At 42.3% G+C, this 19,516-nt stretch carries 21 protein-coding genes, 3 tRNA genes and 1 pseudogene; 5 read left to right on the top strand and 20 right to left on the bottom strand.

The features are described from left to right. Positions 1-601 precede the first annotated feature (601 nt). The 20 genes and pseudogenes from DXD65_RS18925 to DXD65_RS18840 form a co-directional block, all read right to left on the bottom strand. On the bottom strand, positions 602-1,150 hold the full coding sequence (locus tag DXD65_RS18925; protein ID WP_117887872.1) for an ASCH domain-containing protein: 549 nt from the start codon (positions 1,148-1,150) through the stop codon (positions 602-604). Between the two features lie 441 nt (positions 1,151-1,591). After that, a pseudogene (locus DXD65_RS18920) lies at positions 1,592-4,107 on the bottom strand (DNA methyltransferase). Further along, positions 4,104-5,432, bottom strand: a complete 1,329-nt coding sequence (locus tag DXD65_RS18915) for a PcfJ domain-containing protein (protein WP_158573903.1) — start codon at positions 5,430-5,432, stop codon at positions 4,104-4,106. Before DXD65_RS18915 ends, DXD65_RS18920 begins: the two are co-directional and overlap by 4 nt. Before the next feature lie 4 nt (positions 5,433-5,436). After that, positions 5,437-5,853, bottom strand: coding sequence for a PcfK-like family protein (locus DXD65_RS18910; RefSeq protein ID WP_117887870.1), 417 nt, complete (start codon positions 5,851-5,853; stop codon positions 5,437-5,439). 114 nt (positions 5,854-5,967) lie between these two features. After that, entirely contained in the window at positions 5,968-6,351 is a 384-nt protein-coding gene (locus tag DXD65_RS21545; RefSeq protein ID WP_317125009.1) for a DUF6633 family protein, read from the bottom strand. A 103-nt stretch (positions 6,352-6,454) separates the two neighbouring features. Continuing rightward, on the bottom strand, positions 6,455-7,003 hold the full coding sequence (locus DXD65_RS21540) for a hypothetical protein (protein WP_317125008.1): 549 nt from the start codon (positions 7,001-7,003) through the stop codon (positions 6,455-6,457). A 215-nt stretch (positions 7,004-7,218) separates the two neighbouring features. Further along, positions 7,219-7,584 (bottom strand): VRR-NUC domain-containing protein, encoded by a 366-nt coding sequence (locus DXD65_RS18895; protein ID WP_117600648.1) that lies wholly within the window; start codon positions 7,582-7,584, stop codon positions 7,219-7,221. After that, entirely contained in the window at positions 7,581-9,269 is a 1,689-nt protein-coding gene (locus tag DXD65_RS18890) for a DEAD/DEAH box helicase (protein WP_117887868.1), read from the bottom strand. Before DXD65_RS18890 ends, DXD65_RS18895 begins: the two co-directional genes overlap by 4 nt. Position 9,270: 1 nt before the next feature. Then, positions 9,271-9,921, bottom strand: a complete 651-nt coding sequence (locus DXD65_RS18885) for a hypothetical protein (RefSeq protein ID WP_117887867.1) — start codon at positions 9,919-9,921, stop codon at positions 9,271-9,273. A 2-nt stretch (positions 9,922-9,923) separates the two neighbouring features. Further along, positions 9,924-10,349, bottom strand: a complete 426-nt coding sequence (locus DXD65_RS18880; RefSeq protein ID WP_117589296.1) for a hypothetical protein — start codon at positions 10,347-10,349, stop codon at positions 9,924-9,926. After that, complete coding sequence (locus tag DXD65_RS18875; RefSeq protein ID WP_117887866.1) at positions 10,349-11,170, bottom strand: HNH endonuclease; 822 nt, start codon at positions 11,168-11,170, stop codon at positions 10,349-10,351. Before DXD65_RS18875 ends, DXD65_RS18880 begins: the two co-directional genes overlap by 1 nt. Further along, a complete protein-coding gene (locus tag DXD65_RS18870) occupies positions 11,154-12,092 on the bottom strand; it encodes an ATP-binding protein (RefSeq protein ID WP_117589298.1) in 939 nt (312 codons plus the stop codon). The genes DXD65_RS18875 and DXD65_RS18870 overlap by 17 nt, the downstream gene beginning before the upstream one ends. Positions 12,093-12,307: 215 nt before the next feature. Continuing rightward, a tRNA-OTHER gene (locus DXD65_RS21050) sits at positions 12,308-12,438 on the bottom strand. 94 nt (positions 12,439-12,532) lie between these two features. Next, positions 12,533-12,600 (bottom strand) — tRNA-OTHER (locus DXD65_RS18860). Positions 12,601-12,779: 179 nt separating this feature from the next. Beyond that, positions 12,780-12,896: transfer RNA gene (locus DXD65_RS21045), tRNA-OTHER, on the bottom strand. Positions 12,897-12,988: 92 nt separating this feature from the next. Next, a complete protein-coding gene (locus DXD65_RS21165) occupies positions 12,989-13,147 on the bottom strand; it encodes a hypothetical protein (RefSeq protein WP_199670749.1) in 159 nt (52 codons plus the stop codon). Next, positions 13,113-13,433, bottom strand: a complete 321-nt coding sequence (locus tag DXD65_RS18855; RefSeq protein WP_117887865.1) for a hypothetical protein — start codon at positions 13,431-13,433, stop codon at positions 13,113-13,115. The genes DXD65_RS21165 and DXD65_RS18855 overlap by 35 nt, the downstream gene beginning before the upstream one ends. After that, the gene (locus DXD65_RS18850; RefSeq protein ID WP_233556161.1) at positions 13,430-13,819 is read right to left on the bottom strand and encodes a helix-turn-helix domain-containing protein; all 390 of its coding nucleotides are present in this window, start codon (positions 13,817-13,819) and stop codon (positions 13,430-13,432) included. The genes DXD65_RS18855 and DXD65_RS18850 overlap by 4 nt, the downstream gene beginning before the upstream one ends. Further along, on the bottom strand, positions 13,816-14,028 hold the full coding sequence (locus DXD65_RS18845) for a hypothetical protein (protein WP_117589300.1): 213 nt from the start codon (positions 14,026-14,028) through the stop codon (positions 13,816-13,818). The genes DXD65_RS18850 and DXD65_RS18845 overlap by 4 nt, the downstream gene beginning before the upstream one ends. Positions 14,029-15,187: 1,159 nt before the next feature. Next, positions 15,188-15,490, bottom strand: coding sequence for a hypothetical protein (locus tag DXD65_RS18840; protein ID WP_117887864.1), 303 nt, complete (start codon positions 15,488-15,490; stop codon positions 15,188-15,190). A gap of 161 nt (positions 15,491-15,651) precedes the next feature. Here DXD65_RS18840 and DXD65_RS18835 point away from each other — a divergent pair, with 161 nt between their 5' ends. The 5 genes from DXD65_RS18835 to DXD65_RS18810 all read left to right on the top strand — a co-directional run bounded on the left by DXD65_RS18835 (position 15,652) and on the right by DXD65_RS18810 (position 19,160). Next, positions 15,652-15,933 carry a hypothetical protein gene (locus tag DXD65_RS18835; protein WP_117589216.1) on the top strand — a complete coding sequence of 94 codons (282 nt, stop codon included), beginning with the start codon at positions 15,652-15,654 and terminating at the stop codon, positions 15,931-15,933. A 624-nt stretch (positions 15,934-16,557) separates the two neighbouring features. Further along, positions 16,558-16,956 (top strand): hypothetical protein, encoded by a 399-nt coding sequence (locus tag DXD65_RS18825; RefSeq protein WP_117589214.1) that lies wholly within the window; start codon positions 16,558-16,560, stop codon positions 16,954-16,956. A gap of 79 nt (positions 16,957-17,035) precedes the next feature. Then, positions 17,036-17,746, top strand: coding sequence for a helix-turn-helix transcriptional regulator (locus DXD65_RS18820; RefSeq protein WP_117589213.1), 711 nt, complete (start codon positions 17,036-17,038; stop codon positions 17,744-17,746). Positions 17,747-17,770: 24 nt separating this feature from the next. Beyond that, on the top strand, positions 17,771-18,862 hold the full coding sequence (locus DXD65_RS18815) for a type I restriction endonuclease (RefSeq protein ID WP_117589212.1): 1,092 nt from the start codon (positions 17,771-17,773) through the stop codon (positions 18,860-18,862). Between the two features lie 22 nt (positions 18,863-18,884). Further along, the gene (locus tag DXD65_RS18810; RefSeq protein ID WP_129643995.1) at positions 18,885-19,160 is read left to right on the top strand and encodes a hypothetical protein; all 276 of its coding nucleotides are present in this window, start codon (positions 18,885-18,887) and stop codon (positions 19,158-19,160) included. Positions 19,161-19,516 lie beyond the last annotated feature (356 nt).

Below are 19,516 nucleotides of genomic sequence, written 5' to 3'. Positions count from 1 at the left end.
TGAGAGGACGTTTAGACGCAAGAAGGACGCTGAAGAGCTTAGTTGCGGATTTGAGGATCATGAGATAAATGCACTGAATCATGGAAAATAGCTATATTTGCAAGGAGTGACAAATATAGGGCGTTTTGCTCTATTTTGTCACCCAAAGACAGATGAGGTATAGTACAGCTATTGGAGTTTCACTATAAAACTATTGCATTGAGATGAAATGCTCAATATTAATAGATTATGTAGTTTTTTACAGAAGTGACAAGGAAGGAAATTTGCTCTGTATAGGGGGATTTTCAGAAATAATTCATTTCTAACCTTTTAGAAGTTGTAAACTATATACATCCATCTTTGCGAAAATTTGATTATTAATTGTATTCATGTAGGCTAATATGCGATTTTTCGACTCAGCCACCTTAGTTTACATTTGATATTCAGCAAGTTAGGTGGTAAAAATAAGCTACCTGGGATAGATAGCCTTTTTTTGTATCTATCAGTCACCTTTGTTCTCGTCCCTATACTTATGTTTCCAATAGCTATTTAAACAGTTATATACAGTAACGCAGATTATCAAAACTGTTATAACAAACCAATACCAATCAAATTCCATATCCTACTTTATTACATTCCACTCACTTTCCATAATCACATAGTCACACTTGTTGCATCGATGCAGATAAGTCGGGAACAGAGCCGTCGTATAATCTTCGACAGCTATTTCTATACTGCCACATTCCGGACACTCAATTTTTACCTCTTTAATACCGGAATAGTCCCAGAAAGATAGTTTCCCTTTCACGTTCTCGATAGGTTTGGAGTAAAGGATAGGATTAGCCAGTACCCAGTTATAACCCCCTTTCTCTGCCCAGATGGAAGAGTGATTCACAACGCAATCCACAATTTCGACACTTCCAATGATAGCAGAATTTACATATCCATTGCCGCAAATAATCTCACTCTGGAATCCAAGTGAAAAGCTATCCCATTGCCTTTTCGTAAATACACTATTAGGATTAATCATTTCCACGGGGACGGCGCTTGAATGAATCAGCACCCTCTGCCCTAAGTCTTTCTTAGGACACGGCCAAGTGCGATTCTCGATGTCTTTGATACCGTGGACTATCAAAGAGGCCCACGGTTGTTTTATGGTTATTACTTTCATATTTATTTGCTTTTTATAATAATACCATTTAAATTTGTTCCAGCATCTGTGACCGAATGGATAAGTTTTATATGCAGGTTCGAATCCTGTCAGATGTTAGGTAATATTGCCGCATAATATTAAAAAAGAATCAATATGATTTCATTTATAATAATAAATTTAATCCTACCTATACTTTTAGGTATTTTATCCTCATGGGTATATGATTCTATCAAAGATATGCGTTATCAAAATGCAATATTACTCATTATGGAGAGCCGTGAAGTACGGCTCTCTTACTTTAGCGAATTTTTCACATTATCTAAATTTTCTATTTCCATTACAAGACTGTTTTACTTCTTGCTTTTATTCCGTTTCCTATTATCTTCAGATACACACATCTTGCGCCATGACGCTTTCAGAAGGTATTGTAATCTGAACGGGGAATTGTCTGGTGAATGTTCATACGGCATCGCTCATTAAGTCGAACAATGTGGGTGCGCTGACCTCCATCTCCGCCTCATACAGATATGAAAGACTGTCTTTCCAGTAGTCGTAATTGAGTTCGGTTGACAGACCTTTCCTCCCCAGATTGATTGCGCAATAGGGAACGGTGCCGATACCTCCGAACGGGTCAAACACCAATTCACCTTTGTTTGAGTATCGTTCAATCAACCTTTCGACAATATCTAACTGAAGGGGGCAGATGTGGTTCTGCCGTTTCTTCTGCGACTGTTTCGTATTGAGCGTGCGCATCCGGGTGACATCATCCCATATCCAAGGTTTCTTGCTTACCGGGTCAACGGCCATGAATGTCTTTGGCAGTTTTCCATATGCCTCCAACTCTTCTGCGAACGACACGTGCTCCTCATAGTTGTAGATATGCTCACGCTCGTAGTTTCGGAACAAATGTCGAATCTTATCTATTCCAGCACCTTTCATATCTTCGTATGATAACAGAGAATTACCAGATGATTTCCAACTTGCATGAGCGTCTATCTGCCAACGGGCCAATGAATATTCACTCTTGTTCTTTGTTACCGGCAAATCAGCGTATGCACGTGAGGTGTCAGAAGGCAACTTGCGGAAAAGAAGGACATATTCCGGGCATCCGATACCCATCTTTGAACCGTCCTTACACATTTCAGTATAGCCAAGACGGTAAGTCTGGTTATTCTCTCTTACCACGTCCGTATCCACTGTAATACGCCCCATGTAACGGAACCCGTATTTCATGTAGTGGAATACAGTCATTTCACTGAACGGGTCGATGGTGGGCATACCGTCACCAGTGGCGTTGCCGAACAAAACACGGTCTTTCACATGGATGCAAGCTAACCTACCGGGTTTAAGAATACGCATAAGCTCCGGTGTAAGATAATCCATCTGCTCGAAGAACTTGCCGTTGTCCTCATTATGCCCGAAGTCATTATAGGTCGGAGTGTACTCATAGTGGTTGGAGAACGGGATGCTGGTTACAATCAAGTCCACCGAATTACTTTCCATAGTCTGGCATTCAAGAACATTGTCATTATTGATTGCCCTCCACAGTTTACCGGACTTTTCTTCCCTGCTGGCAAACATCCACCGCATCATCTTCTCCTCTGCCTGCAAGCCGAACAAACCGTTCTCGCGGACTATATCGGTCATCTTGGCTACCATCTCGCGGTGTTGCGCCCACTTCTGCATGAAGCTCTTGTATATCTCGCCCTCACTTTCCGCATAGACCAGATAAAGGTCAACCGGATGCTGCTGCATGAAACGGTAGATACGGGCTATCGCCTGGAACTTGTCGTTAAAACGGTAGTCGATGAACATGATTGCCTTGTGGCAGTGGTACTGGAAGTTCAAACCCTCACCGAGCATCTCCGGTTTGGCGGCCAGGTATTTCAGACGGCCGTCCTTAAAGTCCGCTATCACTTCATCGGCTTCCTCATCATCCTGCGAACCGTACACAGCCTTACAGCCGGGTATGGCGTCACACAAAGCCTTCCGTTCATTCTCCAGGTCATGCCATAAAAGGAAATGGTCGTTCTTGTTTTCAGGACGGTTAATGATTTCCACCACACGGGCAATCTTTTCCTGCATGTTGTCCCGACGTTCTTTCGCTGCGTCGGCAAGTCCGAGAGCAGCTTCACGGAACATCTTCACTTGTCCGTCACGGTCAGTTCCGGCTGTGGAGTTATCAACACTAACCACTTCTTCATGTACACGCAGTTCCGGCAATTCATATCCGTATCGGGGTAACCAAGATCGGACGGTTTGGTGAGGAACAACGCCCATGTACTTACCCACAACCAGAACTCCTTCTCCTTGTGCGGATAAAGGGTAAGGTTATTCGCCTTCGTGCTGTCACGCTGAAAGAAACGGGTAAGCGCCTGCCCGGTATCCATCACACCGAGATAACCAGCATAATGTATCAGTTCCTTATATCTGTTGGGCGATGGCGTGGCGGTGGCGACAAAGCGGTAGGGAACATCCGCAAACAAGGGAAGGAACTCCTGGTAGGTCTTGGTACCGAAACCACGTAATACGCTCGCTTCATCCAATGATGTTGCGGTGAAGTAGGAAGGTTCTATTCTTACACCATCTTCACCGTCGCGCACACGCTCGTAGTTCGTAACCATGATGTCAGTCGGGCATATCATCACATCAGCCATAGTTCGTACATAGGTCACTTTCATGTGCAGATGTTGTTCCGCTTGTGTAAGGAACTCAACCACTACACGTTTGGGACAAACTATCAGCCCTTTGCCGCCTTTGTGTTTCAGAACTACCCGAAGTATCTCCAACTGAGTAACGGTTTTCTGCATACCAAAACTGGAGAATATGGCACGGCAACCACCGGACACCGCCCAGCGAACAGTATCTTTCACATGGGGATATAACGACGGTGTCAGTTCATCCGGATTGACCTCGAACCCGGTCTGACGGCTGATGGCCATCTTGTCTTTCAGAAATTCTATATATTCTTTCATGCTGTCATTCGTTGTTTAATTAGATTTATATTCTTCTCCACAAGACCAATGATACGATTGTGATAAGGCGAAACACCATTGCATACCGCCCTTGACTGCTCTACTTTCAAAGTTTTCAAATTCAGTTCCACAGTCTCGATGCGTTTCCCTTCGGTGTCCTTTGCAGAAAGTATCAGAGAATCCGGCCTCTTGTAATAACCATTGTCATATACGCAATGGTGCATTGCCGCACCTTCTTCCGCTATCTCGGCAACACTGCTTATCACCGTCACCATTATCTCACCGTCACCGAAGCACACACCGAAGAACTTCCCTTTGTCTTTCTTGTACACTTCTTCCCACTTGGCTGCCTCCTTGTACTTTTCCTCCAAACTCCGTTTCGCTTTCACCTTGCGTTTACGCTCCATCATCTTGTCGTGTGCTTCCATAAGGTTAGGCGGACAAACATATTTAGCGTTATGGGTGTCGAGGTTAAAGTATGCCAATGCTTCCAGATAGTCGAACCATAGGGAAGCATCCTGAACGATGTAATGATTCCGGTTGCAGATGTTAAGGGCATGCCGGAAAGGTATCTCGTAGTTATCCTTACGCAACATGTATTCAAAAACGGACAACTGCCCGGTCTTTACCAAAGTCTCGGCTAAGGGGTTGGTAAGCAGCTGGCAAATAGTATCCACAACAGAAACCCGTGCCATCTTCAATAATCGCCCCATCCAACCGTTGCGCCGGAGCAAGGGAGTGACTGATGCACGCGGATAGAGAAAATTTCCCGTCACATCAAAGACATCGTTCATCTCGTAATACCCGGAAGCACTTCCGTTGTGCTGCTTAACATCTGTCTTGCTATCGTAATCCCAACTGAAATGAAACGGACTACGAGTATATTTTTTCCCAGTAATCACCTCCTTACCATCAGCAGTTATCCAATTCTGGAATACCTCATGGATGTACATACGGGTATCGCAACCGTACACATTATCACGCAGCACATCGAACGTCCGTACTACCATCATGCCACGGAAGGATTGCACTACCGAATAAAGCTTTTCTTCGGAATTGGCCTTCCTGCCATGTCTGTGTTCCAAATTCAATGATTTCCCGCAGTTCGGGCAAATGTGAGATTCCATTTCCAACGACACAGCCAGCATCGGTTTACTCACCGTGTCGATATAGCCGCAACACTGGCACCACACTTCACCTTTCTTCAAGTAGTAGCCCACTTGAGGGAACAGAGAAATGGCATATCTCCGTTGCGCATCCGTTAATGACGGCAGCTTGCCTGCCAATGCCACTGCGTGCTTCTCTAATTTCGTCCTCGGTTTCATAACTTTAGAACAATGACATCTGTTGTACTTCAGTTGCTCCTTTCCTTGCCCGTGACGTTTTTTTTCTAAGCGATGCATATTGCTCTTCGACCAAACGTTTTATCGCCGCTTCACGAGCCGCTTTCTTCTCCTCTTCCGTCAGTTCTACGGGTTGAAATGTGGAGATGGATGCACGGGTTCCAGTAGGCATCTTGCTCACTTTGATGTCATCCTCATCATAATAGTGGATAGCCATCCCGAATACTTCCTCGTCTGTCATGGCTACAGCATTACCCCGTTTCCGCGCCTCGCCCATGATGTAGGAACAACACTCATCCAAATTCTTGTTTTCTTTTGCGTAGGACTTGGCGAACAGTTCGTCAGTCCTAGCACGTCCGTCAAGATGATTCTTGATTACGTCCTTGAAAGTTTTGTTTTCCATAATTGCGTTACAAATAACTCCTTAAACAGTAGTCCGCTATCCAGTAGCAGACAAAATAAAAAGCGGCATACGCTGCCAGGATTGACAGAATAGTCGCTATCAGTTTCGTATCTTTCATTTCAAATTCAGTTTTACCCGTAAATCATCGGGCGGTTGGTGATTCCGTTTTACCGGAGCTTGTTGTTCCTCCAAAGCTTGGTTATTGCGTCGACGAATGATAATATCCAGTTCATCTGACCGTTCCCGAAGAAATTTCCGAAATGCTTCGCCAACAGTTATCGTGTCGAAGTAACCGTAGAATTTCCCGTATCTGCCCAACTTGAACCGTGCTACAAACAAGATAAACTCCGTCAGTTTAATGTAGTGGTATTGCCCAACGAACAGCCGTGAAAATTCATTCAAGGCATTTTCATCAGCGCCTTCCTTCGTAGAGGAAGCAAAATCAATGGTCAGTAACTGCGTCTTTACCCACAGAGACGAGGAACCATATCCGTACATCCGTTCAAGGTCTGACAGCGTGGGAGACTTCTCGCTGTACGCTTTCTCGGTATCTGCAAGAAGCATAGACTGGAGTGATGTCGAATATACGGCAGAAGCCTTACTAAAGGTCGGGTATTTCTCCTTGATGGCTGATAGCATTACTTCCCTGCTCGATGGCTGCATATTCGTCAAGGAGGTTTCTTGCCTTTGCTGCCTTATCAGCATCCCGATTGTTTTGTCTTTGGGCTTGATTTTCTGTTTTTCCATTGTCCTGTTGTTTTTTCTCGATTATCCAAAGATTGGCCCGACTATCCCAACGTTCCACCTTGGCACCGGTAGCAGTTTTCCAACCGAGACCGGAAAAGTGATTGTAGAAAATATCCGCTTGCAGTTCCCAATCGGGAAGTTTATCACGGAAATATTCCCGCACTTCTTCGGCGGTAGGTGGAATGAACTCTACCTTGGGTTTCGGAGGTTTCTTTTTCGGAGGTTGGTCCGGTGGGAATAACTCGCCAGAATTACCCACCTGTTTTTGTTTATGTTTATGTTTTATTATCTCGGCACCAACCTCGGCACCAACCTCGGCACAAACCTGCGCACCAACCTCGGTAAATTTTACCAAGGTGTACACTACATTCGGGCTTCCATTCTTCGTTTTGAAGTCAATCAATCCTACTTGTTTTAATCTATTCCGAGCATTTGACAAAGTCTTTAGAGAGGCTATGCTAAGGTCTGCAAGAACTTTACCATTGTTACGGTTAAACGTATTCGCCCACCTACAGAGGTTGTTAGTTTCTAACAGGTAGAAATACAAAGCGGTTTCTGTGACAGTTAGCGAATATGCGTTATGTTGCAACCAGAAGTTCTTTATTAGCTCAATATAGTTCATAATAGGTAAGAATTGACTTCATTCATAAACTCAGTAAGAGAATGGCATACCACATATTTATTTCGGAACTTTTCAGCCTCTCTCTGCCATCTTATCTGCTCCTCGCTTTGTTTCCCTTTCGGTCTCTTCATTTCGATGCAAAGAGCGGAAAATCCTTTCTTAGGTACAAGCAGTATCAAATCGGAAACACCCCTTACACTTCCCTCGTACTTCATTTGTGCTCCAGTCCTGGCATCACGCTTGCCACCATTTGGGACAGCAAACAACATAAGACTCAAAGACGGATATTGAATCCGGAACCAAGTCAGACAGCTATGCTGTATCTGACTTTCCGATTGCGGTGTAGTTTGTTTCTTTCTCATAATCTTCCTTTGAATAAGTCCATAGCCATATCTACTACATTCTCCTTAACCACATCATCCGTTCCGGTAACACCGTTAGCTATACCTTTCTTTCGCTGGATAACATCATACATGTATTCATCAATGGTATTCTTACCAAGAAAGTAGTAACAGTTAACATTATTCTTCTGCCCATTACGGTGTGCCCTATCTTCCGCCTGCTCACAGTCAGAAAAAGTCCATGGGAACTCGATGAAGGCTACACGGCTGGAAGCAGTCAAGGTGAGCCCGGTACCGCCCGATTTGTAGTTAAGGATAATCAACGTACAATCCGGATTGTTCTGGAAAGCATCGACGGCCATCTGTTTCTGCGTAGCGTTATCCTCACCCGTAACCGTTACAGCTTTGGGAAACATCTTCTTCAGTTCCAACACTACTTCTTTTAGGTAGGCAAAGACAATCAGTTTCTCGCCTCCATCTATCACGTCATGGATGAATTCGGCAGCCGCCTTGATTTTCCCACGTGCAGAGATGGCTTTCAGAATGCCCATACGAACCATTACCTCGCCCCTCATGGACTTGGCTATCTTCTCATCATCCGCATTCTTGTAGATACGCAGATATTGTATGAGGTCGCTTTCCGCTTTCTCATACTCCAACCGCGTAGTGATATCCATCTCAATATACTGCCTCGTCTTGTCCGGAAGCTGGGTCAATACCTTGGCTTTTTCACGCCGGAAGAAGCAGGTATTCCAGAGGCGCCAGTTCAGTTCTTTCAGATTGGAGGCTTTCTTCGGCCCATTACAGAAACGTTCGGTGAATGTCTTATACCCTCCAAAATCCTCCAACCGTCCCATTATCTTGAGTTGCTGTATAAGGTCAGTATTATCGTTTACTACCGGTGTTCCCGTCAGTTCAAGAATGAAATCCTTGCCTTTACAAATGCCCTCAACAAACTTGCTCTGCTGGGTCTTGGTAGACTTGCACTTATGCGACTCGTCAATGATTACAGACTTGAAAAGGGTTATACGTGGGTCAAAGGTGATTGATTTCAGCGTAAACCGCGTATCATTCTTCACATCCAATACAAAGAACTTTTTCAAGCTCTCGTAGTTAGTGATGAAGATGTCACAACACTTGGTTTCAATGAAGCGCTGCCAAGTATTTTTGTTCTTGTCATCAAGGATTAGCGCCTGCTTTCCAGCAAATTTCTTGAACTCACGCTGCCAATTTATTTTAAGTGCTGCCGGACATACAACAAGGCACGGATAGGATTTTGCAATCGTCACCGTGCCTATTGCCTGCAAGGTCTTACCGAGTCCCGGCTGGTCACCGAAGATACACCGTTTATGGGCCAGAGCATAGGCTATGCCCTCCTTCTGGTAATCGTACGGTTCAAGTAGCAATCCGTGGGGAACGGTCAGCTGCGGCATCGGAGCAATGTCAAAGCTCATATCGGCCTTTCTTTGCTCCGACCGTTGTACGGAACCGCAGAATCCCTGCTGTACCGCCCATTTCGCCATTGTATCAACATACCATTCATCAGCCAAGTCAACCCACCACGCCTTTTCATTGAAAAGATATGCTTTCTTTGCGTTAGCCTTGACTGATGGAATATTGTTCACGCATTTAACCAACATCGGATGATACATGAATTTCAGTTTGAAGCCGTCCGGATATTTGGTGATACAAAAAGGTGCTGCCATATCAAGCTGCCGGCTCTTTAATCTTCACTTTTTTACTTTTGTTTCTCGGCTTCACTTTCTTCCCGTCAATCGTCAGAGTAGTGCCACTCTGTTCCACCACTTGTTTAAGGAACTCATTCGCTTCCTCTTCAAATGCAGCATCTCCCACCGGGTCGGCTGCAATGTCCGTAGGAATATCCCCATCAAACGGAAGTTCCTGCTGGACTACCGCCCATTTCTTAGCGGTAAGATACTGTTCCACCTCATAATTACATGCCTCAATTGCCTGCTGCAGTTCGAATGAATGCTTATATTCCTCGTTCTCATTGTTGAACATGGTAAACGGAGCTATAAGGTTAAGCACCTTCTTACTTTTAAGAAAACGTTTTCCAACCAATACCACACCTTCATTGTCATCCGAACCGCTAACTGTGTAGCCCGTGACCTCGAATGTAGAGAAGATTTCTTCCGGCAGTTCATCTATGGAGTCCTTTCCATCAGCTTCTTTCTGCTCACAGAGGAAAGCAAGGTGAGGAATCAATTCGTTAAACGCTGCACGCAAATCCTTATGGATAAGATTCTTTCCCTCAATGGTTACATTGTCCTCATTCTCGTTCTTGAAAGAGGCAACAAGCGTGTTGTCTTTCGTGATTTTTGCTTTGGTGATATTCATTTCTACCTCCTGTCTTTATATTCGTTGATAAATTCGTTATAGTAACGGTCAGCCGGAAGAGGGAGCGTTATTCCCAGTTCGGCAGCAGCATCGGCCTGAACCTTATTTAGAAAGTCAGTCATCTGTACTGTATTGAGTTTCGATGTGCTTCCGGCAATGACCATTTCTTTTCCTCTGAAATACGAAGTCCTTCTGAGAAAGCGGTTACAATAGTAATCGTGTACATCCTGCTTGTCCGTCCCGGTCTCCTGCTCAATACAAGTAAACCACAACCACATAAGCGCATTCTGTGACAGCGTCCTTGGCTCTGTGAACCTTTCGATTTTTACACGATACCGACCATTACGAAGCTGGGAACACATGAAGTCAAAAGACTTGCTTATGTGTACCTCGCCGTTGACCTTTTCCAGAATTGCTTCTTGTGCCATTACTCTAATCCAAAGATTTTTTTATCAGAAATAATGTCTCGGTTTGCTTCCAAAAACTCTATGAAATGCTCGCAGTGTGCCGTAAGCAGCTTAATCGTCTGTTCATGGTTATAAGTGTAGTATTCCGGGTATTGCGTTCCGCTAATTAGTGGCGTCCGGCTGGTACCGCCCTTCATCTGATAGGCAGTGTACTCAAACGCTTTCACGCTTTCCATCTGACCGGAAGCAATCAGACAGTAAGGATATACATGGCGCTGCCAGCCGTGTTCATACTTGCCAAAATCATACTTAGATGTTGTCTTGATATCATATACAGTATCACGAACGAGCTCATCTATATACCCATAAAGCTCCACATCACCATAGCGAGTGGGAATGACTGCGGACACAAAGACTTGGGACAATGCACCGGAAAAATACTTCGACTGCTCTATACACCAGCTACGGTCAAATAAGAAATTACGCTCTGGCGCGATATCAGTAGCAGGAAAATATACCTGAATAGTATTCGTTTCTCCATCACCGATAATGGTGTATGGCTCCCGTTCGCTTGGTATATGCTTTTTCTTGTGGATATAGCAGTCTATGACAGCATTAAAGGCCGTTCCTTTATCAGCTGCCTCACTCTCAAACGGGACACGGTTTATCGCATCAAGTAGGCTTTGCTTCAGCTCCGCTTCAATTACTTCCGGACTTTTCTTATATTCCCCCGTTTCATTATCGACATTCCAGAAGCTCTCTACTTGTTCATCAGCCCGTAAATACTGCTCGAATTTATCAAGCAGTGACGGGTAGAATCTGTATTTAGGCTGCTGGTTCATACCTTTTGCTGAGTTTGTTAAACTTCAAGCCAAGTCTCTTGCACTTCTCATTGAGCATCATGCCTGCCCGTACCTTGCTGTCAAAGATATGCGTCATGGTGTCTAAAGCTTCCCGAACAGAATTGGCAGATTGTGTATCAGTCACTTGTTCCACTGCGTCACGGATAGCATCAAGAACCGCATCATATTCGGAAGATAGTTCCGTCTGCTTCGTCTGATACTCCTTATAAGTACTGATGATTTTCGTCATGAAATCATTCTCACCCGTTACGGTACCGGACTCATCAATGATAACGGGTATCTTGATACGAGAAGGAAGATTACATGTGTTCTTGCCGTAGAACTTCTCGCACGGGTCAAAAGAAATAGTTCTATCTTTACCGATAGCTTCCATGTAACCAACCAAATCCAACTCCTTAATCAAATCACCGGCAGATGAGCCACCAATCTCCGGACGTATCTGTTTTTCGTCGCCTACTTTCTCCTCCCGTTCATGAGCCACGAAGATAACAGACTTGCCCATGAGGGTTACTTGGTTAACGAAGTTGATGAACATGTTCTTACGTACTCCGTAGCCTTGCAAAGAAAGGGTACCATCCGCTTTCTTCATCTTCGGATTCGCTGCCATAATCGCCTTATCCATAAAAGAAAGCATCTTTCCGGCAGTATCAATCACAATAGTGGAAAACTCCTTGATTTCTTCGGACGAAAGTACCTGGTTCGTCTCGTCCCAGCTTGTAATCTGGACGGTCGGTACACGATGGGCGGCATTGACACGGTGAATACCGCCGTCATAATCGAACAATACCGGATTGGGAGCCGATAATGCAAGAGTTGTTTTTCCCATGCCAGGTTGGCCGTAAATCAGTGCTGACAAGGTAGTCTTAACGGTCAGCTCGTTAGGTCTTTTGATAAGTCCCATAATAGAAAATATTAAAGTGGTTAATAAAAAAATAGCCAAAGGAAAGCCCCGAAGCGTATTCTCCGGGGCGCAAACGACAAATACTCCTAATCCTATCCGATTTCGCATTACCTTTCAGATAGAGTCAACGGCTAACCGATGCCGCGCGGATGATTCCCTGCGCTATCTTCGCCCTACTCTCGGACTAAAAGCGGATTTTCTCTCATAAAGGCTTGTAGAAACGGATGGATTCGAACCACCGACCGCCGCTTGTGGTGCTCTCCCATTAAGCTAAGAATCTACTTGAGAGAATCGAACTCTCAACCTTCCACCACACACGGTGCTCTATCCACTGAGCTACGTTCCCAGAATAGGTGAACTATTTTCACAAACCGTTCACCTTGAAACACAAACAAAAAATAAAACACGACAAAACTACTAAATAACCCTCTCTTGGATTGTGGACGTTGACGGACTCGAACCGCCAATCTCCTCAAATGAGTTGTGTTAGCCATTACACCGAACGCCCATATTTGCCTACCATATCTTCACAGACCGGGCAGGCAGGTCAACAAAGTTGCTCCCGGATAGGCGGTCAAGCCACACCGGGATAGTCACTTAAAACAAAAGCAAAATAAAAACTTAAATGAGGACTCTCACCTCACGTTGTCCTTTACAACGGTATTCTTGGTTAAACAATAGAAGTCGTGGGTAATACGGGACTTGAACACCGTGACCTATACATGATGAAACCTTTAAATAATACCATGACAAACTACAAATACCAATATCATGTACCGCTCTACCTAACTGAGCTAATTACCCGTGTCTGCCACGGCTCTCACGAGCGGCGGCAACTAACAGTCTAACTTAAAAATCAATCTAATTTATGAGTAATACACTTCCTCCGCTGAGGTTTATATCTTGAATGCCTTCTTCATCTCCATAGCGAAGAAGAACGAATAGCATATTCCTATCACATTGTAGAACCAACATTCCATGTTTTCGTTGAACATCAACAAACAAGGAAGAGCCATTACATTAAGCAATAGCACGTTGAGAATCATTCTTTTCATGTTTCTTGTTTTTTCTCGGTTTTCTACGTTTGATTATTGCGAATTTCAGTACATCTGCCGCATTACAGAACCACTTTCCATTTTGCTTATTGGTGGGCTTATCACTTCTTATTTTTCCTTCCTCTATTAACTTTATAAGCCTTCCCAAGCCACCGACCAATGAAGCGGATTTTCTTTGACCGAAAGTTTCATTCTCCATAATGAACAATACATCTGCCAACTTCGCCTCTGCCGTTCCATCAATCAATATTGTAGAACGCCATTGATTGTTATGAGTGTATATCATACTTCCAAAAAATTAAAGTCATTACTATTCCTTTTACCAAACCTCATATACCGCATGGCTGTCCGTGTCCGTGAGGGTATTCTCATTCTCCGTAAATCAATATCATTGCAAGTGACCTGCATCAATAAGAACAGAATGGAGAATAGGAATTCAAGCCCGTGTCTGCGTAATTCCTTCAAATCAAAATCACGCTTAAGCCTATCGCAAATCATATACAGAAGCAGTTCCGTATCTTTGGAAATACCCAACTTTCGGTATATCGTTCTTTTCTGGGTCTTGACAGTCCAAACCGATTTATTCAGATTGCCCGCCACCTCCTTGTCGGCAAGCCCCTTGCAGTACTCATTCGCGACAAGCAGTTCCGTAGGAGAAAGGGAAATCATCATGCGACCCTTTCCACATCAAAAATACCTTTCCTCTTGTCAACCTCCCCTACTTTCCAGTCAGCATCCTCAACGCAGAACTCCAATCTCAATCGGGGGATAATTGTCCCCTTTATGGAATTATACGCCTTAACCGGAAAAGTTAGAACTTCCCCTACCTCCATATCTCTCAAAGCCGGAGTGTAGTTTTCTGTGATTATTCGCTTTTTCATCGCTATAAAATTTTAATGATTAGTATTTGAGCTCTCCCGAGCCAATCCGATTGGCGGCATCACGCTTTATTCGGGAGATTTACTTAACTTTGCATTGCCACATTTAAAATTAAGTAAGCATGAGTAGTGAAAGAAATCTAATCAGACTCTACATGCGTTCTCTGGATGAACGAACAGAATGGGTATTCAAAATACAAACAACACTTTTAATGGTAGCTTCAACCACCTTTGCAGTAATCATTTCTTTAAGCAGTCCTTCAGAGGACAGTCTTTGCAACAAGCTTCTCCTTGTGACTGCAATATGCGTAAATGCACTCTGTATCCTTTTCTCTGGAATATCTTTATACGAGAATAGAGTGTTGAGCAATCAAGCTGTGCGCACCTATCGGGAATACCTAAGAAAATATCATAACGGGGAATTACCGCACGGTCAAGCTTACGTATATGAAAGCATACCAAAAAGAAAAATCTTCGTATTCTGTGAAGGATGTTCGTATGTTTCATTCCTGCTGTTTATCATCGTATTGGTTACATATACTATTGTAAGGAGTTTCTGTTAATTATTTCATGTTACGAAGTATCTTTTTAAAAACCCTCCAACAAAAGTATAGCACAAAGGGGAACAGTACCATTTGAACAATAGTCTGTATCACATAATTTACAGACAAGGCATCAATCGCATACTCGATTGGTGAATCCTTAATGTAATCTATTATTTCATTCATATTCTCTCTATTTTCGATTAATATTCGTGCCCCGATAAGCTCTCTCTGCTCTTCCCACCGGAGTTATCAGCTACTGTACTTCGCTGCATGACCGTTCGGGGCATGTCGGCTTCTTATTTCGCACCGTTGCAAATCTTTCGCTCGTTCTGAACTTCCATTCAGACATCGTCGCAAATTCTTGCTACTCCGGGTATCTCTCGCGTCCTCTATGCTGGGATTGAGGGTAAGCGCCAGTATCGCTTTCTGGAACGGATTACTTAGGGCAATCTCCATCTCGTTCTCCGTCTCCCATCAAAGGGTAGGCTCAATGACCGGACGGAGAATCTTTCAATTCGCCCATGCAAGGCTTTGCACGCCACTTGCGCAAGTATTCATGTTAAGCGTACAGCTGTTCTGCATGGTATATGTAGCTGCCTTTTCTGCGAATAATTATCTTAATCGCCTACGTAACGGGAACCGAAGGCTCCTTTGCTGTTCTGATTGTAGTAAGCTGAAGCTGGAGCGTTGCAGTAATCATAAGAACTTCTTCTTTCCGGTCGTACCAAAGCTGCTTTCATTACTTCTTTCTCAGCCTTTCTCACTTCTTCATCAGCAACACGTTTCTTTTCGTCAGCCCAAGCGAGTTTCAAGCAATCACCGAAGGTCTGTACACCGTGAGTAAGCTGGTATAGCTTGAAATACTTTCTGTATATCTCGTGAGCCGCTTTCATAATCTTGTGTAAATCGTACTTTTTCATTGTCTTACTCCTTTTTAGGTATGTTGTTTTTTTGGTTATCTCACTCAAACTTCGCATCTTTGCTGCTGTTGTCGTTGTTGACGTTGCAAATATACTATCATTTTTGATTATAACAATCAATTATGATATATTTATTAGTTAATAAAATATAATATGATTGTATGACCTTAAGAGAATTGCTGAAAGAAAAGGGAATAGCCTATAAAGTTGTATCCGATGCCTTAGGTATTCACCCCAACAATATGCCACGATATGACGACTTAATGAAGCGTAGCGTAGAAGAGGTGATGATTATATCTAAGGCAACGAATATAGACCTATCAGAATTGATTGGAATTTCATTACCAAGACAATCAGAAGTACCAACCCCCATCACCAACGAACGCCTGTTCTCCGTCATAGAGAGCCAGCAACGTACCATCGAGAACCTTTCAAAGAAATAACTATGGGGAACTGGAGCGAACAACAAGCAGTAAAGCAAGAACGGAAAGAAAAAGATAAGACTAGACGAGACAAACTCGCAGGATATTTCTTCGACTTATCCAAACTTCCTTTCGCTGGGTTGGTCATAGGAATTACACTACCTTTGTTCTCTGACACCCAAAACGCAACAATGTGGCTCGTTGCTATGTTTGGAATAGTATTAACCGTATTGTCGGCATTGCTGGCAAACAAAATATTAAAATAGTATGGAAGTATTAATATTCGTTTTCGCAGTAGGAGTAGCAATAGTAGGCGGTATTTACCTATGGACATTCACCAAATCAGGCAAGAAGTGGCTTGCAAGTCTGTAATTATTGCATCCTTTCAAATAGACAGCCGTCAGAACGAACCCATAGAGGTTAAGAACTGAAAGGGTGGTAGAAATACTACCCCTTTTTAAATTTGCAACATCAATAAATCAAAGAACTACTCCTTTTTAGGTATTACTTTAATTTTGCCAACTCAACTATTTTTCATTATTTTGTAGTCGTTGTTGACGTTGATGTTGCAAAGATAAGATTTTTCTTATATCAAATACAAGAAATGATATAAGAATATTCTTATATTTAACTTTTATTAATATTATGGAATTAAAGGACTTTATAACGGCATCTTTAGAGAACATCGCAGATGGGATTATTGAATCGAATATTAAATTATTGAATAAAGGATTCATTGTAAGCCCATCAGCAAGTAGAGTAAACGATAGGACAACACATCAAATTCCTTTAGTTCAAGATATAAGATTTAATGTGTATGTAGAAGAAAACAATGAAACTAATGTATCTGGGAAAGGTGGATTGAGGGTATTGTCAGCTGGAATGAATGCAAAAACAGAGGGTAAATATGGAAATTCTCTGTCGTTTTCCATTCCAGTAATTTACCCTCAAAATTACTTTTTACTTTCTGAAAAGACGTTTGAATATTTTCCAGACAAAGATAAAGGCAGCGATAGTGGCCGCTATATATACAAGGATATATAAAGTAGCAGCAATCATTAACCAATCAAACATAATTATGTATGTATTAAATTCAATGCAAATATAAGAAAAATCTTATCACATGACAGGCCAAGAAATAATAAATAGTGTTTTATCTGAATTAGATATTAAAGCTCCAACATTGGCTGAGAAGATAGGGGTGCTTTATCAAAGAATATTTGACCTCCAAAAAGGTAAAACAAAGAAAGTCTCTTCTCAACTAGCTAATGCTATTATAAAAGTATATCCTCAATTTCAACTATCTTGGTTATTAACCGGTGAAGGAAATATGCTTACCGATGCTCCATCACAGACGTACCACTCCAACGCCCGCCCAGTTGACGATTTAAGCTACATGAACGTGCCCGTTATACACATCAAAGCACAATGTGGTTATCTCGCCGGATATGGAGATACCGAATATATAGACACCTTGCCCACAATGCCGGTAATCGTAGATAAGACCTATCACGGAAAATACCGCATATTTGAAGCAGAAGGTGACAGTATGGATGACAACAGCAGGCTTGCCATCTGCGATGGTGACAAGGTTTTAGCAAGGGAAGTAAGACGTGACCTTTGGCTTCCCAAACTTCATATTAACGACTGGTACTTCGTTATTGTACACCGTACAAACGGCATATCCATCAAGCAAATCACGGCCCAAGATGATAAAGGTAATATCACCTGCCACTCGCTCAATGAGTTATTCAATGACTACACCGTTAACCTTGATGATGTAGTGGAGATATACAACGTGATTAAGGTTGTTGAACGCAATATGAGACTATAATATCAATCTAAAAAGTAAAATACTATGGATTTTAAAGACACTATTAAACAGCTTGCTGATAGAATTGAAAAGCTGAAAGATAACATTCAGACAGAAGAAGCTACTAAAAATGCTTTCATCATGCCCTTTATTAATGCTCTGGGATATGATGTGTTCAATCCTTTGGAAGTATTGCCAGAAATGACCTGCGATATTGGGACCAAGAAAGGAGAAAAGATTGATTATGCCATCATGAAGGACGACCAGCCTATATTGCTGATTGAATGTAAGCATTGGAAGCAAGATTTAAACCTACATGATAACCAACTACTACGCTATTTCAACGTATCAAAAGCTAAGTTCGGACTTTTGACCAATGGAATTATCTACCGCTTCTATACAGATTTGAAAGAACCCAATATAATGGATGATAAGCCTTTTTTGGAAGTGGATATTACGGATTTAAGGGATAATCAAATCGAGGAACTGAAAAAATTCCATAAATCATACTTTGATGTGGACAATATTCTGAACTCAGCCAGCGAATTAAAGTACATGGGAGAATTAAAGGCTATTATCCAAGAAGAATTCTCCTCGCCTAGCACTGATTTTGTGAAAATGTTTGCTACCAAAGTTTATGAAGGTAGAATGCTTCAAAATATAATAGACCAATTCACACCTTTAGTCAAACGCGCTATCTCTTCACATATCAACGATATTATTAATGACCGTTTGAAAGGAGCTTTGACAGTTAGTGATTCCAAAATAGAGGAAAGCCAAACAAAAAACAGTGGAAACACATCAGAAGAGACTACAGAAGAAGTAAATACAGAATCCAAGATTGTCACTACAGAAGAAGAGTTAGATGCATACAGAATTGTAAAAGCTATCTGTAGAAAGAAAGTAGATATATCCCGCATAGTATATCGTGATGCACAGACTTATTTCAGTATTCTGCTTGATGACAACAATCGCAAACCTATTTGTCGTATGTATTTCAATACAGCCACTAAGTATGTAGCCACTATTGATGAAAACAAGAAAGATGTGAAACATGTTATTGAAACCCTAGATGACATCTATAATTACGAGGATGATTTCTTCAAGACAATAGACATGTATGAGCACAAAGATTGATGTCAATTCGATTATAGCAAATATGAATCAAATAATTACCGAATGCTCATGTCAGTGGAAAACTCCAAACCATTGTTCCCTCACCCCTACCTGCAAAGGCTGGGGGTGTCGGTTCCTTGCCACTCCCATAGATAAGTTGCCGACCACCGACAAGGAGAAAGCAAAACTGTTCTCCAAGGTATACCGGGAAGCGAAAGAAAAGGGTGTACTGGAATGTCCGCACTATCGTTCGCTTTTCATCGACGAGGTTCTAGAGAACATTGAGAAAAGTAACGTTATACAACAAAACATGAGCTGATTTTTCCTATTTATTGTCGACATCAGATTTAAACCAGCCTATAAAGAAGTGATACACAGATTATAGCTATATTTTCAATACAATAAGTCTAGTTTAGTTTTTGTGTGAAGCACTTCCTCCGTAAGCGAACGTTGGAAGTGCTTTTTACATATCAACACTATTTAATCCACAAGCAGAAAAATTATCAAAGCAAATTTAAAAAACTATATATAACTACATATCAAACACCAACATAACATTCATTTTCTTATCTTTAATACAGAAACAAGTGGGCACGCATGTTTTATGATTTTACTAATCACATCTGTATAATGTTAGTTTCGCGACAACCATTATACGGTAATAATCTTGTAAAT

This window comes from Bacteroides sp. 4_1_36, from assembly GCF_003466325.1.
Taxonomy (GTDB): Bacteria; Bacteroidota; Bacteroidia; order Bacteroidales; family Bacteroidaceae; genus Bacteroides; species Bacteroides uniformis.
This window is presented reverse-complemented; position numbering and strand designations above follow the sequence as displayed.

Bases quoted from the DNA above. Each gene is read 5' to 3' on its own strand.
- DXD65_RS18925 (WP_117887872.1), bottom strand. From the start codon at position 1,150: ATGAAAGTAATAACCATAAAACAACCGTGGGCCTCTTTGATAGTCCAC.
- DXD65_RS18915 (WP_158573903.1), bottom strand. From the start codon at position 5,432: ATGAAACCGAGGACGAAATTAGAGAAGCACGCAGTGGCATTGGCAGGC.
- DXD65_RS18910 (WP_117887870.1), bottom strand. From the start codon at position 5,853: ATGGAAAACAAAACTTTCAAGGACGTAATCAAGAATCATCTTGACGGA.
- DXD65_RS21545 (WP_317125009.1), bottom strand. From the start codon at position 6,351: ATGTACGGATATGGTTCCTCGTCTCTGTGGGTAAAGACGCAGTTACTG.
- DXD65_RS18895 (WP_117600648.1), bottom strand. From the start codon at position 7,584: ATGAGAAAGAAACAAACTACACCGCAATCGGAAAGTCAGATACAGCAT.
- DXD65_RS18890 (WP_117887868.1), bottom strand. From the start codon at position 9,269: ATGGCAGCACCTTTTTGTATCACCAAATATCCGGACGGCTTCAAACTG.
- DXD65_RS18885 (WP_117887867.1), bottom strand. From the start codon at position 9,921: ATGAATATCACCAAAGCAAAAATCACGAAAGACAACACGCTTGTTGCC.
- DXD65_RS18880 (WP_117589296.1), bottom strand. From the start codon at position 10,349: ATGGCACAAGAAGCAATTCTGGAAAAGGTCAACGGCGAGGTACACATA.
- DXD65_RS18875 (WP_117887866.1), bottom strand. From the start codon at position 11,170: ATGAACCAGCAGCCTAAATACAGATTCTACCCGTCACTGCTTGATAAA.
- DXD65_RS18870 (WP_117589298.1), bottom strand. From the start codon at position 12,092: ATGGGACTTATCAAAAGACCTAACGAGCTGACCGTTAAGACTACCTTG.
- DXD65_RS21165 (WP_199670749.1), bottom strand. From the start codon at position 13,147: ATGAAAAGAATGATTCTCAACGTGCTATTGCTTAATGTAATGGCTCTT.
- DXD65_RS18855 (WP_117887865.1), bottom strand. From the start codon at position 13,433: ATGATATACACTCATAACAATCAATGGCGTTCTACAATATTGATTGAT.
- DXD65_RS18850 (WP_233556161.1), bottom strand. From the start codon at position 13,819: ATGATGATTTCCCTTTCTCCTACGGAACTGCTTGTCGCGAATGAGTAC.
- DXD65_RS18845 (WP_117589300.1), bottom strand. From the start codon at position 14,028: ATGAAAAAGCGAATAATCACAGAAAACTACACTCCGGCTTTGAGAGAT.
- DXD65_RS18840 (WP_117887864.1), bottom strand. From the start codon at position 15,490: ATGAAAAAGTACGATTTACACAAGATTATGAAAGCGGCTCACGAGATA.
- DXD65_RS18835 (WP_117589216.1), top strand. From the start codon at position 15,652: ATGACCTTAAGAGAATTGCTGAAAGAAAAGGGAATAGCCTATAAAGTT.
- DXD65_RS18825 (WP_117589214.1), top strand. From the start codon at position 16,558: ATGGAATTAAAGGACTTTATAACGGCATCTTTAGAGAACATCGCAGAT.
- DXD65_RS18820 (WP_117589213.1), top strand. From the start codon at position 17,036: ATGACAGGCCAAGAAATAATAAATAGTGTTTTATCTGAATTAGATATT.
- DXD65_RS18815 (WP_117589212.1), top strand. From the start codon at position 17,771: ATGGATTTTAAAGACACTATTAAACAGCTTGCTGATAGAATTGAAAAG.
- DXD65_RS18810 (WP_129643995.1), top strand. From the start codon at position 18,885: ATGAATCAAATAATTACCGAATGCTCATGTCAGTGGAAAACTCCAAAC.